Annotated in this window: 17 protein-coding genes and 1 tRNA gene; 13 read left to right on the plus strand and 5 right to left on the minus strand. The window is 69.1% G+C overall.

Annotated elements, in window-relative coordinates:
* A partial coding sequence (locus MKL01_RS22150) for a HAMP domain-containing protein (protein ID WP_243907343.1) occupies positions 1-1,317 on the minus strand: 1,317 nt, incomplete at its 3' end.
* A 581-nt stretch (positions 1,318-1,898) separates the two neighbouring features.
* Here MKL01_RS22150 and MKL01_RS22155 point away from each other — a divergent pair.
* Positions 1,899-2,639 (plus strand): Crp/Fnr family transcriptional regulator, encoded by a 741-nt coding sequence (locus MKL01_RS22155; RefSeq protein WP_243907344.1) that lies wholly within the window; start codon positions 1,899-1,901, stop codon positions 2,637-2,639.
* 16 nt (positions 2,640-2,655) lie between these two features.
* Here the strand turns inward: MKL01_RS22155 and MKL01_RS22160 are convergent, their stop codons facing one another.
* Entirely contained in the window at positions 2,656-3,225 is a 570-nt protein-coding gene (locus MKL01_RS22160; protein ID WP_243907345.1) for a PAS domain-containing protein, read from the minus strand.
* Positions 3,226-3,774: 549 nt separating this feature from the next.
* On the opposite strand from MKL01_RS22160, the gene MKL01_RS35805 reads away from it, so the two are divergent.
* The 3 genes from MKL01_RS35805 (at position 3,775) to MKL01_RS22170 (ending at position 5,319) form a co-directional block, all read left to right on the plus strand.
* Complete coding sequence (locus MKL01_RS35805; RefSeq protein WP_279604797.1) at positions 3,775-3,909, plus strand: hypothetical protein; 135 nt, start codon at positions 3,775-3,777, stop codon at positions 3,907-3,909.
* A 522-nt stretch (positions 3,910-4,431) separates the two neighbouring features.
* On the plus strand, positions 4,432-4,617 hold the full coding sequence (locus MKL01_RS22165) for a hypothetical protein (RefSeq protein WP_243907346.1): 186 nt from the start codon (positions 4,432-4,434) through the stop codon (positions 4,615-4,617).
* A gap of 222 nt (positions 4,618-4,839) precedes the next feature.
* Positions 4,840-5,319: a cache domain-containing protein gene (locus MKL01_RS22170; RefSeq protein WP_243907347.1), complete on the plus strand. Its 480-nt coding sequence runs from the start codon at positions 4,840-4,842 to the stop codon at positions 5,317-5,319.
* A gap of 76 nt (positions 5,320-5,395) precedes the next feature.
* Here MKL01_RS22170 and MKL01_RS22175 read toward each other — a convergent pair.
* The 3 genes from MKL01_RS22175 to MKL01_RS22185 all read right to left on the minus strand — a co-directional run bounded on the left by MKL01_RS22175 (position 5,396) and on the right by MKL01_RS22185 (position 6,411).
* A tRNA-Phe gene (locus MKL01_RS22175) sits at positions 5,396-5,471 on the minus strand.
* 107 nt (positions 5,472-5,578) lie between these two features.
* Positions 5,579-5,761: a DNA gyrase inhibitor YacG gene (locus tag MKL01_RS22180; RefSeq protein WP_243907348.1), complete on the minus strand. Its 183-nt coding sequence runs from the start codon at positions 5,759-5,761 to the stop codon at positions 5,579-5,581.
* Positions 5,758-6,411: a Maf-like protein gene (locus MKL01_RS22185; RefSeq protein WP_243907349.1), complete on the minus strand. Its 654-nt coding sequence runs from the start codon at positions 6,409-6,411 to the stop codon at positions 5,758-5,760. The genes MKL01_RS22180 and MKL01_RS22185 overlap by 4 nt, the downstream gene beginning before the upstream one ends.
* Before the next feature lie 300 nt (positions 6,412-6,711).
* Between MKL01_RS22185 and MKL01_RS22190 the strand changes: the two genes are divergently transcribed.
* The 9 genes from MKL01_RS22190 (at position 6,712) to MKL01_RS22230 (ending at position 15,150) form a co-directional block, all read left to right on the plus strand.
* Positions 6,712-6,921, plus strand: a complete 210-nt coding sequence (locus MKL01_RS22190) for a hypothetical protein (RefSeq protein WP_243907350.1) — start codon at positions 6,712-6,714, stop codon at positions 6,919-6,921.
* 155 nt (positions 6,922-7,076) lie between these two features.
* Entirely contained in the window at positions 7,077-7,322 is a 246-nt protein-coding gene (locus MKL01_RS22195; protein WP_243907351.1) for a hypothetical protein, read from the plus strand.
* Positions 7,323-7,641: 319 nt separating this feature from the next.
* A complete protein-coding gene (locus tag MKL01_RS22200) occupies positions 7,642-8,850 on the plus strand; it encodes a polyhydroxyalkanoate depolymerase (protein WP_243907352.1) in 1,209 nt (402 codons plus the stop codon).
* Positions 8,851-8,973: 123 nt separating this feature from the next.
* Positions 8,974-11,607: a TIGR02302 family protein gene (locus MKL01_RS22205; RefSeq protein ID WP_243907353.1), complete on the plus strand. Its 2,634-nt coding sequence runs from the start codon at positions 8,974-8,976 to the stop codon at positions 11,605-11,607.
* Between the two features lie 68 nt (positions 11,608-11,675).
* Complete coding sequence (locus MKL01_RS22210) at positions 11,676-11,861, plus strand: twin transmembrane helix small protein (protein ID WP_243907354.1); 186 nt, start codon at positions 11,676-11,678, stop codon at positions 11,859-11,861.
* A 139-nt stretch (positions 11,862-12,000) separates the two neighbouring features.
* On the plus strand, positions 12,001-12,627 hold the full coding sequence (locus tag MKL01_RS22215) for an acyloxyacyl hydrolase (protein ID WP_243907355.1): 627 nt from the start codon (positions 12,001-12,003) through the stop codon (positions 12,625-12,627).
* Between the two features lie 13 nt (positions 12,628-12,640).
* Positions 12,641-13,213, plus strand: a complete 573-nt coding sequence (locus tag MKL01_RS22220) for a cob(I)yrinic acid a,c-diamide adenosyltransferase (protein ID WP_243907356.1) — start codon at positions 12,641-12,643, stop codon at positions 13,211-13,213.
* Positions 13,214-13,379: 166 nt separating this feature from the next.
* Positions 13,380-14,129, plus strand: coding sequence for an electron transfer flavoprotein subunit beta/FixA family protein (locus tag MKL01_RS22225; RefSeq protein WP_243907357.1), 750 nt, complete (start codon positions 13,380-13,382; stop codon positions 14,127-14,129).
* Positions 14,130-14,196: 67 nt separating this feature from the next.
* Entirely contained in the window at positions 14,197-15,150 is a 954-nt protein-coding gene (locus MKL01_RS22230; protein WP_243907358.1) for an electron transfer flavoprotein subunit alpha/FixB family protein, read from the plus strand.
* The last annotated feature ends 25 nt before the right edge of the window (positions 15,151-15,175 follow it).

Below are 15,175 nucleotides of genomic sequence, written 5' to 3' on the forward strand. Positions count from 1 at the left end.
GGCGGCCGACGAGACCTGGCCGACGATGCCGCCGACCGCGGCCTCGAACCCGTCCGCCATCGTGCGCATGCCGACCCGCCGCTGCTCCTCCGCCGCAAGCCGGGCCTGCGCGGTCTCCGCCTCCAGGGCGCGGGTGCGGATCAGGTTGTCCTTGAACACCTCGACGGCGCGCGCCATCGCGCCGATCTCGTTGCTGCTCCCGGTATCGGGCACGCTCACATCCGTGTCGCCGGCCGAGATCCGGTCCATGACGGTCGCCATGCGCTGGATCGGACGGGAGATCTTGCGGATGCACAGGAAGAGGACGCCTCCGCACAGCGCGAGGACCGCTACCCCGGCCAGCAGGTAGGCGAACAGCTGCCTCCAGGCCGCCCCGATACGCTGCTCGACCAAGTCGCGGACGCGGAGGAAGACCTGCGCCCGCAGGTCGACGATCGAGCCCATCGCCGGGACGTAACCGGCCCCGAATTCCTGCGCGGTCAGATCCGGGACCTGCCCCTCTCTGTTCCGCGCGACGATCGCAGCCGGCAGCCGTCGTCCCTCGGTGAAATAGCCCGCCTGGAGCGCCTTGATCAGGTCGTCGGCGCGCGCATCGTCTCCGATCTTGGCGCGCGCCAGGAGGATCTGCCGGAGCTGCGCGTCGACCCGGCCGCTCAATCGATGGTACTCCGCCACCTCCGCGTCCGTCATCCGCCGCTTCGCCACGAGAGCCGGCGCGAAGACCGAGCCGATCTGACCGGCAAAATCGCGGAGTTCGGTAACGGTCCGCGCGATGGTCAGCCACGAGGCCAGGCGCGACTCGCCCCGGATCGCCACGTCATCCGCCGCGTCAAGCGCTCGGTCCAGGGCCGGAGCAACCGCGATCATCGCGCGCACCGCCGCGGAGACCTGTTCGGTTGCGCGTTGCGCCAGAGGCTGCGCCGTCAGGCTGTCGACCTCCGCGCGCGCGACCGCGAGGAGCCGACCCGTCTCGGCGATGCTTCCGGTCGCCGCCGGCCGCCACGGAGCCGGCAACTCGGAGGCTTTGCGCCCGGCCTCATGGAGGGCGTCGTCGGTCGCCTGACGCGCCTCCTCCAGCGCGGTACGGTTCGCGCTCGGAAGCGGCCGCTCGAGCCCGAGGGCGCCGTTTGTCGGACCCCGTTCCTGTGAGATCCGGGTCGAGGCCGCCATCATCGCCTCGGCAGCCGCGATCCCCAGGCGCGCGTCGCGGCTGCTCTCATGGAGGCGCGCCTCGCTCAGGACGAGATTTCCAGTTTCAGCCGCGCAGACGAGACAAATCGAAGCGGTCGCGAGGAGAATGAGCGTCGATATTTTCAAAATACTCTCCAAACCGGCGGCAGACAGGCGCCGTCTTTTCGAATGATCCGTAGTTTCTCTCGATGAAATATTTTTGACGTATTTCCTGACCGATTCCTTCATTGCCTCTTTCAGGGATGGAGTCTTTACAAATCGTAGACACTTCGAGCAACAATTCGTTAAATTAAAGAAAAAATGCTGCGGATCGAACTTAGATATATTGTATTAATCGGCGTATTAGTCTATCTAAATTTATAAAGATGGTTCTACGACCTAAAAGTGATTGTCTTTCTGGCTCGAAAGTCGTCGCAAGGAGCTCGACGATGCGCGGCGCAGTGAAGAGCGGCGTCGGGCACGCCCCGCGTAGGGACTCCCTCGCCTCCCGAGAACCGTCTGCCGCCGCGGCGAAGTGCGTCCCGCGCGCTTAGGGCCGTGCGAAGATGCGTGTCCTCAGCTAGAACAGGCCGCCAGGCGATGTCCGCCCATGCTCTGGTCGGGCCCGACGTCCGACCCTATCCTGGTGTACCAAGGCATTCCGAGGGTATTGATGACCGCGAGTACGGGCCATGCCGCCTGAAAGCCGAGCCGCGATCGGTGGATCCATGCCGCAGTCGAGCAGGCATCCATTCCTGCGCAAGATCGACAGCATCGCCCTGTTCCGACCGACCGACGAGGAGCGCGCCGGACTGCTCACCCTGCCGATGCAGATGGTGGATTTCGACGCCTATCAGGACATCGTTCGGGAAGGCGACCGGCCGCGACGGAGCTTTGCCCTCCTCGAAGGCATTGCCTGCACCTACAAATCGACCCGCGCCGGCAAGCGGCAGGTCATGAGCTACCATGTCCCGGGCGACGTGCCCGACTTCCAGAGCATCTACCTGGAAGTCCTCGATGTCAGCATCGCGACCGTGAGCCCGTGCCGCATCGGCTTCGTTCAGCACGACGCGGCCCGGGCGCTCCTGCGGGCGCATCCGCGGCTCAACGAGGTCTTCTGGCGCGCGACGCTGATCGACGCCGCCATGGTCCGGGAGTGGATGCTCAACACCGGGCGGCGGGACGCCTACGCCCGGATGGCCCATCTGTTCTGCGAATTGGTGACGCGCCTCGGCGCGGTCGGTCTGGCGCCGGATCGGACCTGCGAATTGCCCATGACGCAACCCGAGCTGGCGGATGCCCTCGGCATCACGCCGGTTCACGTCAACCGGACCATACGGGACCTCAAGGCCGCCGGCCTGATCACCCTGCGCAGCCGTCGCCTGACAGTCCATGACTGGGACGGCCTGATGTCGGTCGCCGAGTTCGATCCGACCTACCTGCACCTGCGAGACCGCGACGCGCCCTGACGCGCCGGGTCGTGCGTCAGTTCAGGCTCTCGCGCCGGTCGGCCGCTTCCTGTGCGGCGAGCCTGCGCCCGATACCGTACAGGAGCGCGTCGGCCGAGGCACGGAGCTCGGGGTCCTGAAGGGCATCGATCGCCCGATAGGCCGCGATCGCGGCCGCGGCAGCCGCCTCGAGGGGGGATTCGACGGTCTCCGGGCCGGCCTGGTTCGCGGTGACGGCGTCCGCCCGCAGCGCAGTGATATCCACGAGGATCCCGCGGCCGCTCACCGGCTGGCCGAGGTGATCGCGCGCGAACCGGCCGCGCGTTAGGACCCATCGCGAGACGCCATCCGCGGCGCCGACGCGATATTCCTGGCCGGAGGCCTTGCCGTCACGGGCATTCTCGCGGAACGCAGCCATGATGCGGGGCCGATCCGTCCTGTGGACACTGGCGAGGTAGACACTCAGGGGCAGACCGGCCTCGGCCTCGTCGGGATCGACGCCGTGAAGACGCGCGCTGTAGAAATCCGCGCAGATCCGATCGGTGGTGGCGTCCCACGACCACGTGCCGATCGCGTTCGGGCTTTCGGGCGCGACCGGATGGCCCAAAAGATGATTTCGACCGTCGAGCGACTTCAATTTTGGCATGGCATTCGAAGAGAGTTGATCCGAAGTTGATACATGCTAATGTCGAAACCGCGCGGCTTTCAAGAAAGCCTCCGTTGAAATCGCAGCTTTTGTAACTCATATTGTTCTGGCGGGGAGCGGTGTCCCAGGCACCCCAATGATCGTCATTGTGCGAGCCAATAGGGACCGAGCCGCAATTTAAAAAATCCGGATGGGACTACGATAACTATCGTCAACGTTGATCGAGTCACGTTGACAACCGACCGACATATCAGACAATACTATTCACAAACATAGCGATCCCGACGTGGCGATGCCGCGGATCATCCACGGCCTGCCGATCGGTGAGGTTGTGTGAGAGCACAGAGGATCCGCCCCGCCCAGCCCGCTGCCCGTCCTCGGAACACCGAGGTTTCAAAAGCCGAGCATCCGGCGATCCGCCCGGCAGGCGTCCACGCATCGGAGAAGGGCGGTTCGAGCCGTGAACCGCTCGCCGTGCCCGACGTTAACCTTCCTTCTGGGAGGCCGACCATGCCGACGAAGTGGATGACCTTGGCGGAACTGGCCAGCGAACGGCGCCTGACCCTCGCGGAGGCGCAGCGGCTTGTGGACGAGAGCGACTGCCCGAAAGTCTTCAAGGCGCACGGTACCGTCTATCTGATCTGACGCTTCGTCCATCGCTCCCGGGCGAGCGGGATTGCACAGCCCAGTGCCGCGTTGCCCGACGAGATCGCATGCAGGGGATCGCGGACGCGGTGTGCCCGCAGGCCGGGATACGGTCGCGGGCGGGGCGCGGTCTTCGGCCTGCAACGTCGGAGAGCGCTCGCTCGGCACCTGCACCCGGCAAAGATCTCCGCCGGGTCGAGACGGCCGCGAACCGGAAACGGCGTTTCGCGGCCGAGGCCGCAGTCCCAGGATCCCCAGGCCGGCCGGTTCGGCTGCTTCCCACGGCCCGTCGACCGCGCGAAACGCGCATTCTGCCACAGCATCCGAATGGGTGATGCACGCCCGGCGGCCGCGATGGCATTCAATGGCCTCAGGCCGTTGAGGCACGTTGGCGCGGAGGTCGGGATGACACATGGCGCGCAGCTTGAGTGTTCCTGTGTCGAGGCCCGGGAGATCCTCGACCGCGCGGAGCGCGAGGTTCGTCGCCTCAGACAGAACGGAGCGTGCGAGGGCCATTACTTGATGGCGATGCAGGTCCTGGCGGCCCTGAGGCACCTCGACCGGATCATCGAACCGCATCGCGTCCGCACCGCCTCGGCCGCGTCGGCGGTCAACGCGCCTCAACCGCTCGCACGCAAGCGGTCCTGGTTGACCGGCACGTGGCGTTTCGCGCGCAACGGGGCACGTCAGATCGACGCGCGCGTCTGAAGCGGCTTCCGGCGTCCGCTGCCCGAGGTCGCGTCGCACGGCCCTCGACGACGGGGTGCCCTGTATCGACCGAGGGCTTCAACCGGAAAGCGTGGGAGCGATGCGGACCGCGGGTTCCGACGATCGCTGCAAGCGTCCCATCCCGCAGAGGGTCACCCGGTCTGTCGGCTGCCCTGTTCAGGCCGATGGTGACGAGCGGAAGCGTAGCCCCTGAGGCGTCGGATGCTCAAAGCCTTGTTGAAATGGCCGCTGATCCTGCTTCTCAGCACGGCTTTGCCGGCGTTCGGCGGACCGCATCCGCTGCCGTCACACCAGGCGGCCGAGATCGAGAGCCTGGTCAATCGGGCGGCGGAACTCCTGGAGGAACGCGGTCGCGCCGCCTTCCAGGACTTCCGGAAACCCGGCGCCGGCTGGCGCTACGGCGACGTCTACCTGTTCGTCGTCGACATGCAGGGGATCGTGCTGTTCAACGCGGTCCGGCCGAACCGCGAGGGGCGCGACCTGCTCGACGAGCGCGACGCCGACGGCAAGCGCTTCCACAGAGACTTCGTCGATACCGTCAGGAAGTTCGGGTCCGGCTGGGTCGACTACATGTTCCCCAGGCCCGGCCAGCCGATCGTCACCATCAAGTGGAGCTACGTCTGCGCAACGCGCATCGACGGCGTGGAGGCGCTCGTGGGAGCCGGCGTCTACGTCGATTGATGCGAGGTCCGTATCCGGGCCGCCGCGGTCCACGACACCGTCGGGCTGCGTCGTCTCAGGACGGCCGAAACGCTGATGGTGCCCAGGGGCGGAATCGAACCACCGACACTGCGATTTTCAGTCGCATGCTCTACCAACTGAGCTACCTGGGCGTCGCCCGTGCCCCCGTGGGGCCTCGAACGCCGCGGGGTATAGTGAGTGCTTTCCGGCCTGTCCAGCCTCGCCGCGACATCGGCGTGACCGAACCGCGGAAAAATCATCAGGCCTCCGGATCGGGCTCGCGCGGCGGCTCGTCGGGGTCGAGGGGCTCGGGAATGGCGTAGCGCTCGTTCAGCCAGCGCCCCAGGTCCACGTCCGCGCAGCGCTGCGAGCAGAACGGCCGGAATTCCGGCTCGGCCGGGCGGCGACAGATCGGGCATGCGGGGCGCGGCGACTGGCTCACGCGAGGCCGCCCCACCCGGCGCGGATCGGATAGCCCTCGCCGTCGAGCAGGCTCATCGTCTCGTAGAGCGGCAGGCCGACCACGGCGCTGTAGGAGCCGACGAGCTTCACAACGAACGCGCCCGCCAGGCCCTGGATCGCGTAGCCGCCGGCTTTGCCGCGCCACTCACCCGACGCGATGTAGCTCTGGATGTCCCGGCTCGAGAGGCGCTTGAACCGCACCCGGCTCTCGACGATCCGCTCCCGGCGCCCGCGCGGCGACAGCACGCAGATGGCCGTGAAGACCCGATGCTGCCGGCCCGAGAGAAGGCGCAGGCAATCCGCCGCCTCGTCCGGCACCTCGGCCTTGGGCAGGACGCGCCGCCCGACGGCCACGACCGTGTCCGCCGAGACCAGCCATGTCGGCGTCGTCGCGTCCCCAAGGTGCAGCGCGGCCTCCGCGGTCGCCAGCTTGGTCCGGGCGAGGCGTCGGGCGAGTTCCCGGGGCGGTTCGGCCTTGCGCGGGGTCTCGTCGATCTCGGCCGGCAGCAGAGCGTCCGGTTCGATGCCGATCTGCTGGAGCAGCGCGAGCCGGCGGGGCGACGCGGACGCGAGCACGAGGCGGGTCGCGGGCCTCTGCGTCGCGCCGACCGCTTCAGGTGTGGCGTCCATGGTGTCCCGTTCGCACGATCGGCCGAGAGCGAGGCGGGCTCCGGAGCGGGACGCCAGCCTGGCCGCGGGCAGCCTTGATCCGCCGCCTGATAAGCGATGGGGTCCGGCTTGTGAACCGGAACGGCCGCGGCCGGGGCGGATGTGTCCCGTCGGTGCCTGGCCGCCTCGCCGGGTCGGCACGACGCGGGTGCGTCCGGCGTTCCCGGCGGGGCCGCCGGTCCGGCTAAGCCGCCGCGCGGTCGTAACCGAATGTTAACCATGACTCCGTCAGGCTCCGGGTGTCGGAGAAGGTCGAGACCGATGCTGAACGCTGATCCGCTCCTGAAACGGCCGAAGCTCACCAGCGCAGCCCTCCTGGCCCGCGCCCTCGATGGCCTGAGGCCCGATGTCAGGTCACAGAGCGAGATCTGGCAGAAGCTGACCGACCGATACGTGGTCGATCTCGACGCCGTCGCGGCGCTCCTCCCGGCAAGCGAGCCGGACACGCACTGGCTCCCCGCGCGCGACTGACGCGGACCGAGACCGGGCGAACCGCCCGGCTCAACTGGCACGTCACGTGCTAAGTCTATCGGCAAACGGAGGAAGCACCCAGGCAACGACAACGCGGCGGCTCGCACGCCAGAGCACCCCGCGGACCTTTCGATCACTCGAAAACGAGGTCCGTCATGTCGGAACTGCTCTCCGTTGCCCTGGTCTGCGCCGGCACTCTGCTGGCGCAGGATTGCTCCCGCGACACCGCGCTCGACGTCATCGTCGCCCCGGCGCACTCGCCCATCGAGTGTCTGATGCACGCGCAGACCATGGCCGCGCAGGCCGGCCTGCCGGGCGGGAGCGACCGGTATCTCAAGATCGCCTGCGAGCATCGCCGCACCGAAGGCGAGCCCGGCCCGGTCGTCCGCCGTGCGTCCTGAATCCCGGACCTTGGAGGGGTCCGGCGACGGGACGTCTCCCGCACGAACCGAAATTGAGACGTCCGGGATCGAAGTCGTCGCGACGCGTGACGGCCTCGCGCGCTCGGGTGACCGACCCGGTTCCGCATCGAAGATCTGGATGGTGCACCAAAGCCACGTCGATGTCGTTCCGATTTGACTTCGCCTTTCGGACAGTTGCAGGTCCAAGACATCGCAACCATCCTGCGTCGCCATGCAGATGCAAGCCCTAACCCGGCATCCGCTGACCTGTCGCCCCGATGGCTCCGTGCCGGGCAGGGCTCGCGCGAGTGCCCGCCCGATGATGTACGATGCGTTCGACGTGCAGACCGACATCGCGGCCCAGACCCGGGCCTGGGGCCGGCTCCTGAACGACGTCTGGTCGCCCTGGCGGGGCCTGGGCGAGCCGATCACCTGGATGTCCGCCGGCGCCCGGATGATGATGCGGGCGGGACTGACCTTCGCGCGTCCGGCCTACGGCATCGATTCGGTGAGCGTCGGCAACCGGAGCGTCCCGGTGGTCGAGGAGCCCGTCGAGGTCACGCCGTTCGCGACGCTGCTGCACTTCAGGAAGGACATCCACACCGACCAGCCCAAGGTGCTGATGGTGGCACCGATGTCGGGTCATTTCGCGACGCTGCTGCGCGCCACCGTCCGGACGATGCTGCCCGACCACGACGTCTACATCACCGACTGGCACAATGCCCGGGACGTGCCGCTGGCGGAGGGCCGGTTCGGCTTCGACGATTATGTCGGCCACCTCGTCCATTTCCTGCAGACCATGGGCGAAGGCGCCCACATGGTCGCGGTCTGCCAGCCGGCCGTCCAGGCGCTGGTCGCCGCCGCCGTGATGGCGCAGTCCAAGGACCCGGCCGCGCCGCGCAGCATGACGCTGATGGCCGGTCCGGTGGATTGCCGCGTCAACCCCACCGGCGTGAACGCGCTGGCGACCTCGAAGCCGATCGAATGGTTCGAGCAGAACCTGATCGCCACGGTCCCGGCCCGGCACAGGGGCGCGGGCCGCAGGGTCTATCCCGGCTTCATGCAGGTCTCGGCCTTCATGGCGATGAACGCCAAGCGCCACGTCCAGGGCCATGCCGACCTGTTCTGGCACATGGCGAACGGCGAGGACGCCAAGGCCGAGGCGATCGAGGCCTTCTACGACGAGTACTTCGCCGTTCTGGATCTCGCGGCCGAATTCTACCTTGAGACGGTCAAGACCGTGTTCCAGGATCATGCCCTGGCGCAGAACGCGGTCAGCTACCGCGGCGATCCGATCGACCTGCGGGCGATCCGCCGGACGGCCCTGATGACGGTCGAGGGCGAGCGGGACGACATCTGCGCGGTGGGCCAGACCATGGCGGCCCACGATCTCTGCACGGGCCTGCCACCCTACATGCGGACCCACCACCTGCAGGCCGGCGTCGGCCATTATGGCGTCTTCGCGGGCAAGCGCTGGGAGGCGCAGATCTACCCGCAGGTGCGCAACTTCATCCAGGCGCACAACTGACGCCCGGTCCGCGACGCCATCGCGCCGATTTGACCCGCCGACCGCCGCGGCTCACCATGCTAGCCTTGCGATGATGGAGCCGGGGTCTCGCCGGGCTCGCGGACGTGGGGCGGATCGGACGGCGTGAACGGCAGGGACGGCTTCAGCAGCGCGCGCAGCGAGACGGGTCGCGCACCGGGCCGGCCGGCCGCCGCCGCGCGGCTCGACCGGCTGGTCGCCCAGGCGCGGGCAGCCGTCCTGTGGGAGCAGGCCTGGCCGGTGCTCTGGCGCGGCCTGGCGGTCGGGCTCCTGTTCCTGGTCCTGTCATGGTCGGGCCTCTGGCTCGAACTCCCGCCGCTCGGGCGGCAGATCGGCCTCGGCGTGCTGGCCGCCCTGCTGATCGCCGCGCTCCTGCCCTTGGCCCGCCTCACCCGGCCCGATCGGCGCGTCGCCCTGGCGCGGCTGGACCGGGACGCCGCGTCCCGGGACCCGGCCCTGCGCCACGGACCCGCCTCCGCGGCACAGGACACGCTGGCGGTCGGCGCCGCGGATCCGGGGACCCGGACGCTCTGGGCCCTCCATCAGGCGCGGGCCGCCCGGGCCGTGGCGGCCCTGCGGGTCGGCCCGCCCCGCCCGGGCATGACCCGCCGCGATCCCTTCGCCCTGCGGGCCGGACTGACCGTCGCGGCCGTCGCGAGCCTGTTCGCCGCGGGCCCGGAATGGCGGGAACGGATCGCCACGGCGTTCGACTGGCAGCAGCCGGCGGCCCCCGGACCGAATTTCCGCGTCGACGGCTGGATCGACCCGCCGCTCTACACGCGGCTGCCGCCGCTGCTGATCGCCATGGACGGCAGCGATCAGCACCTGCGGGCGCCGGTCAACGCGCAGCTCATCGTGCGCATCGCCGGGCTCGGCAAGGCTGCGACGGACACCTCGCTCACGCCCAATGCCGGGCTCGTGCCGGTGCCCGGCGAGGCGGCGCGTCCGGACCTGCGCGAGGAGCGCTACCGGATCGTCGGCGGCGCGGAACTGGTGATCGTCACCCCGGCCGGGCGCCAGCGCCTCACCGTAGAGGTGATCCCGGATCGGCCGCCGCAGGTGACGGCGGTGGGTGGTCCCGAGGTCAACGGCCGCGGCACGTTCAACCTGACCTACCGCGCCAAGGACGATTACGGGATCGGCTCGGCCGAGGCCGTGATCGAGCCGCTGAAATCCGGCCGCTCGCTCGTTCCGGTGCCGCGGATCGGCCTCGCGCTGCCGCCGGATGCCAGCGGCGACGCCGATACCAAGACCCTGGTCGATCTCACCGACAGCCCGTGGGCGGGGGCGCGGGTGCGCTATCGCATCGTCGTCAAGGACGAGGCCGACCAGGAGGGCCGCACGCCGGAGACCGAGATCACGCTGCCGGCGCGCCCGTTCCGCGACCCGCTGGCGCGGGCGCTCGCCGAGGAGCGCCGCCGCCTCGTCACGGCCCCCGACACGGACCGGCGCTGGGTCCAGGCCGCCCTGGACGCGCTGCTCGTGGCCCCCGATACGTTCACGCCGCGCCCCGCGATCTTCCTCGGCCTGAAGACCGCGTCGGAGCGCCTGCGCCGGGCCAGGACCGATCCGGACCTCGTCGAGGTCGCCGACCTCCTGTGGGAAATGGCGCTGAAGATCGAGGACGGCGACCTCTCGGACGCCGAGAAGCAGCTCCGGCAGGCGCAGGACCGGCTGAAGGAGGCGATCGAGCGCAACGCGCCGGATGACGAGATCAAGCGGCTGACTCAGGATCTCAAGCAGGCCCTCAACAAGTTCCTGTCCGAGATGGCCCAGAAGCAGAGCCGCGAGCCGCGGGAGCAGGGCGACCGCAGTCAGAACAATCAGCAATCGAAGAGTGTCACGCCTGAGGATCTCGACAAGATGATCCAGGATATGGCCGACGCGATGAAGCGCGGTGACACCGCCGAGGCGCAGCGCCTGATGGAGCAGCTGCGCAACATCCTGGAGAATCTGCAGACCGCCGAGCGGGGCAGCCGCTCGGATCAGGCGTCCCGCGAGATGCAGAAGCAAATGCGCGACCTCGACGAGATGGCGCGCGAGCAGCAGGGGCTGCGTGACCAGACCTTCAAGGACGGACAGGAGCAGCGCGGCGGCCAGCGGCAGAACCGCGGGCAGCAACAGCAGGGCCAGCGCGGGCAGCAGGGCAGCCAGGGCCAGCAGGGTCAGAAGCAGCCGGGACAGCAGGGCCAGGGCCAGCAGGGACAAAGCCAGCAAGGGCAGGAGCAGCAGGGGAGCGGCGGCGAGCGCCAGGAGGCGCTCCGACGCCGCCTGGAGGACCTCGAGAAGCGCATGAAGGAGAACGGCATGCGCGGCGAGCAGGGCCTCTCCGATGCCGAGGACGCCATGCGGGACGCCGAGAACGCACTGAAGCAGGGCGATTCCGGCGAGGCGGTGGATGCCCAGGGCCGTGCGCTCGACGGGCTCAAGCGCGGCGCCGAGGGCATGGCTCAACAGATGCAGGAGATGGCCGAGGGCCAGGGCCAGGGCGAAGGTCAGCAGGACGGCGGCCAGCAGCCGGGGCAGCAGGGTCAGGCCGGCGCCCGCGACGACGATCCCCTCGGCCGTCCCACGCGCGGCCGTGACATGAGCGACGGGCGGGTCCGCGTCCCCACCGCCGACGAATCGGCCGTGCAGCGCGCGCGCCGGATCATGGAAGAGCTGCGCCGGAAGCTGGGCGACCCGAGCCGGCCGCGCGAGGAACTCGACTACTTCGAGCGCCTGTTGCGCCGCAACTGACGTTCACCTACCCCACCCTGCGACGCGGACCGGCGAACGGCTCCCGTCCGGCCCGGATCCGTGCCTCCATGTCGTCCAATACCCTCGTCCTCATCGCCTGCCTCGGCGTCGCCGTGGTGCTGGTCTTCGGCCTCGCCAACATGATGCGGGGCGGCAGCGCCAACGTCTCGCAGAAATTGATGCGCCTCCGGGTGCTGCTGCAGTTCGTGGCGATCTTGATCATCATGGGCGTGGTCTGGTGGCGCTCGGCCTGAACGGCCGAAGACGGGTGTGACCGCGCCGCCGCACCCGGCGGGTTTCGCCGCCGGGACGGATGAATTGGCCGCTTGAGACCGGGATCCTCGTGCTACGCTTGGTAGAATCGAACTGCCAAGCCCGTCCGCTCGAGACCGCATGACCGCCCTTCTCCGCATCAGTCTCGCCGGCCTTCTCGCGGCTTCGGCATGCCTCCCCGTCTCGGCCGCGGACGCGCCGCCCTTGCCGGCGGCCTACGCCGCGCCGGTCCAGCCGCTCAGCATCGTCTCCGAGGTCCGGATCGGCGGCGCGGTGCAGGATCCCGGCAGCGCGGAGGGCAAGCTCCCGGGCTTCAGCAAGGCCAACGTCAACGGCGAGATCCTGTTCGCCAAGCCCCTGATCAGCGCGGACCCGTTCTGGCAGGCCTTCGTGCCGCGGCCGACGACGGGCGGCAGCTACAACACCGGCGGCCGGACCAGCTACGCCTATCTCGGGGCCACCTGGACCCTCGAGATCTTCCCCGAGACCTTCAACCGGCGCTTCTTCCTGGACGGCTTCTTCGGCGGCGTCGCCCACAACGGCTATACCGGGCCGAAGGCCACCACTCCCTACGGCTTCAACACCCTGGGGTGCTCCCCCATGTTCCGCGAAGCCGCCGCGCTGGGCTACCGCCTGACCGAGCACTGGAGCGTGATGGCGACCGTCGAGCACATGTCGAATGCGGGGCTCTGCGCCAACAACCGCGGTTTGACCAATTTCGGCGGCAAGATCGGCTACACGTTCTGAGGCACCCCGCCCCGTGGTCAAGCTCAACCGGATCTACACGCGCACGGGCGACAAGGGGACGACCGCGCTGGCGAACGGGCAGCGGCGCTCCAAGGCGGATTTGCGCATCGAGACCTACGGCACCGTCGACGAGACGAATGCCTGCATCGGCCTCGCGCGCCTGCACCTGCAGGGCCCGCTCGACGCGATGCTCGGGGCGATCCAGAACGATCTCTTCGACCTCGGCGCGGATCTCGCGACGCCGCCCAGTCCGGAGCCCCTGCCCTACGAGCCGCTGCGGATCGTCGCGAGCCAGGTCACGCGCCTGGAGCGGGACATCGACGCGCTGAACGCGGCGATCCCGCCTCTGGCATCCTTCGTCCTGCCGGGCGGCTCGCCGGCCGCTGCGGCGCTTCACCTCGCCCGCACCGTGTGTCGGCGGGCCGAGCGCCTGGCGGTGAGCCTCGCCGCGCGCGAGGGCGAGACCGTCTCTCCGGAGGCGCTCGGCTATCTCAACCGCCTGTCGGATTTCCTCTTCGTCGCAAGCCGCGCGGCCAATGCGAACGGCGCCGACGACGTCCTCTGGGTGCCCGGCGCCAACCGCTGAGCCGGCGTCCGCCCTTTTCCCGCACCCGCGACCGCCCCGCGTTGACAAGGCGGAAATGTGGCCGTTACGGTCCGCGCGCCTGGCGTGCCCCGCCCCCGCGGTCCCGGTGACCGTGGAAGAGGCGTGCACGACGACAAGAATCCTCCGGGGAAGGATCCAAGCCGCCATGAAGGTTCTGGTGCCCGTCAAGCGGGTGGTGGACTACAACGTCAAGATCCGCGTGAAGGCCGACGGCTCCGGGGTCGAACTCGCCAACGTCAAGATGTCCATGAATCCCTTCGACGAGATTGCCGTCGAGGAGGCGATCCGCCTGAAGGAGAAGGGCACGGTCACCGAGATCGTCGCGGTCTCGATCGGCCCGCAGCAGGCGCAGGAGACGCTCCGCACCGCGCTCGCCATGGGGGCCGACCGGGCGATCCTGGTGAAGACCGACGTGTTCTGCGAGCCGCTGGCCGTCGCCAAGCTGCTGAAGGCGGTGGTCGAGAAGGAGAGCCCGCAGCTCGTCATCCTCGGCAAGCAGGCGATCGACGACGATTCGAACCAGACCGGCCAGATGCTCGCCGCGCTGCTCGGCTGGCCGCAGGGCACCTTCGCCTACAAGATCGAGGCCGGCGCGGGCAGCCTCGATGTCACCCGCGAGGTCGACGGCGGCCTTCAGACCGTCAGCCTGACGCTGCCGGCGATCGTCACCACCGACCTGCGCCTGAACGAGCCGCGCTATGCGTCCCTGCCCAACATCATGAAGGCCAAGAAGAAGCCGCTCGAGGAGCTCGCCCCCGACGCGCTCGGGGTCGACGTGACCCCACGGCTCAAGGTCCTGAAGACCGCCGAGCCGCCGGGCCGCTCCGCGGGCGTCAAGGTCGCCTCGGCGGCCGAGCTGGTGCAGAAGCTCAAGGTCGAAGCCGGCGTCATCTGATCCGCAGGCGAGGCTCCCGCCCGAAGGTCGAGCCTCGCCCCACAACCCTCAAGGGCTCCAGACGACCATGACGACACTCCTCTTCGTCGAGCACGGCAACGGCCAGATCAAGGACGGCACCTTGAAGGCGCTCTCCGCCGCCAAGGCGATCGGTGCCCCGGTCCACGCGCTCGTGCTGGGCTCCGGGTCCCGGACCGTGGCCGAGGCGGCGGCCAAACTCGACGGCGTCGAGAAAGTGCTGCTCGCCGAGGACGCCGCCTACGACCACGACCTCGCCGAGCCGGTCTCGGCGCTGATCGCTTCGATCGCCGAGCCCTACGCGACGATCCTCGCGTCCGCCTCCACCACCGGCAAGAACGTGCTGCCGCGGGTGGCCGCGCTGCTCGACGTGGCGCAGGTCTCGGACATCATCAAGGTTGTCTCGCCCGACACGTTCGAGCGGCCGATCTACGCCGGCAACGCGATCCAGACCGTCCAGACCCCGGCGGGCAAGACCGTGATCACGGTGCGCACGGCCGCATTCAAGGCGGCGGCCGAGGGTGGATCCGACGCTTCCATCGAGCCCGTCTCCGCCCCCGCGCCCGCGGCCGGCGGCTCGACGTTCAAGGGTGAGGAGATCGCCAAGTCCGATCGTCCGGAGCTGGCCGCCGCACGGATCATCGTGTCGGGCGGCCGGTCCCTCGGCTCCTCCGAGAAGTTCCACGAGCTGATCGAGCCCCTGGCCGACACCCTGGGTGCGGCGGTCGGCGCCTCCCGGGCCGCCGTCGATGCCGGCTACGCCCCCAACGACTGGCAGGTCGGCCAGACCGGCAAGGTCGTGGCGCCGGATCTCTACGTCGCGGTGGGAATCTCCGGGGCGATCCAGCATCTCGCCGGCATGAAGGACTCGAAGGTCATCGTCGCCATCAACAAGGACGAGGACGCGCCGATCTTCCAGGTGGCCGATTACGGGCTCGTGGGCGACCTGTTCCAGGTCGTGCCGGAGCTGCAGTCGGAACTCGGCAAGGCGAAGGGACAGTAGTCTCCGGCCGGGAGCGGCAGCGCGG

The sequence above is a fragment of the Methylobacterium sp. J-070 genome, from assembly GCF_022829385.1.
Classification (GTDB): Bacteria; Pseudomonadota; Alphaproteobacteria; order Rhizobiales; family Beijerinckiaceae; genus Methylobacterium.

Bases quoted from the DNA above. Each gene is read 5' to 3' on its own strand.
- MKL01_RS22155 (WP_243907344.1), top strand. From the start codon at position 1,899: ATGCCGCAGTCGAGCAGGCATCCATTCCTGCGCAAGATCGACAGCATC.
- MKL01_RS35805 (WP_279604797.1), top strand. From the start codon at position 3,775: ATGCCGACGAAGTGGATGACCTTGGCGGAACTGGCCAGCGAACGGCGC.
- MKL01_RS22165 (WP_243907346.1), top strand. From the start codon at position 4,432: ATGGCGATGCAGGTCCTGGCGGCCCTGAGGCACCTCGACCGGATCATC.
- MKL01_RS22170 (WP_243907347.1), top strand. From the start codon at position 4,840: ATGCTCAAAGCCTTGTTGAAATGGCCGCTGATCCTGCTTCTCAGCACG.
- MKL01_RS22185 (WP_243907349.1), bottom strand. From the start codon at position 6,411: ATGGACGCCACACCTGAAGCGGTCGGCGCGACGCAGAGGCCCGCGACC.
- MKL01_RS22190 (WP_243907350.1), top strand. From the start codon at position 6,712: ATGCTGAACGCTGATCCGCTCCTGAAACGGCCGAAGCTCACCAGCGCA.
- MKL01_RS22195 (WP_243907351.1), top strand. From the start codon at position 7,077: ATGTCGGAACTGCTCTCCGTTGCCCTGGTCTGCGCCGGCACTCTGCTG.
- MKL01_RS22200 (WP_243907352.1), top strand. From the start codon at position 7,642: ATGATGTACGATGCGTTCGACGTGCAGACCGACATCGCGGCCCAGACC.
- MKL01_RS22210 (WP_243907354.1), top strand. From the start codon at position 11,676: ATGTCGTCCAATACCCTCGTCCTCATCGCCTGCCTCGGCGTCGCCGTG.
- MKL01_RS22215 (WP_243907355.1), top strand. From the start codon at position 12,001: ATGACCGCCCTTCTCCGCATCAGTCTCGCCGGCCTTCTCGCGGCTTCG.
- MKL01_RS22225 (WP_243907357.1), top strand. From the start codon at position 13,380: ATGAAGGTTCTGGTGCCCGTCAAGCGGGTGGTGGACTACAACGTCAAG.
- MKL01_RS22230 (WP_243907358.1), top strand. From the start codon at position 14,197: ATGACGACACTCCTCTTCGTCGAGCACGGCAACGGCCAGATCAAGGAC.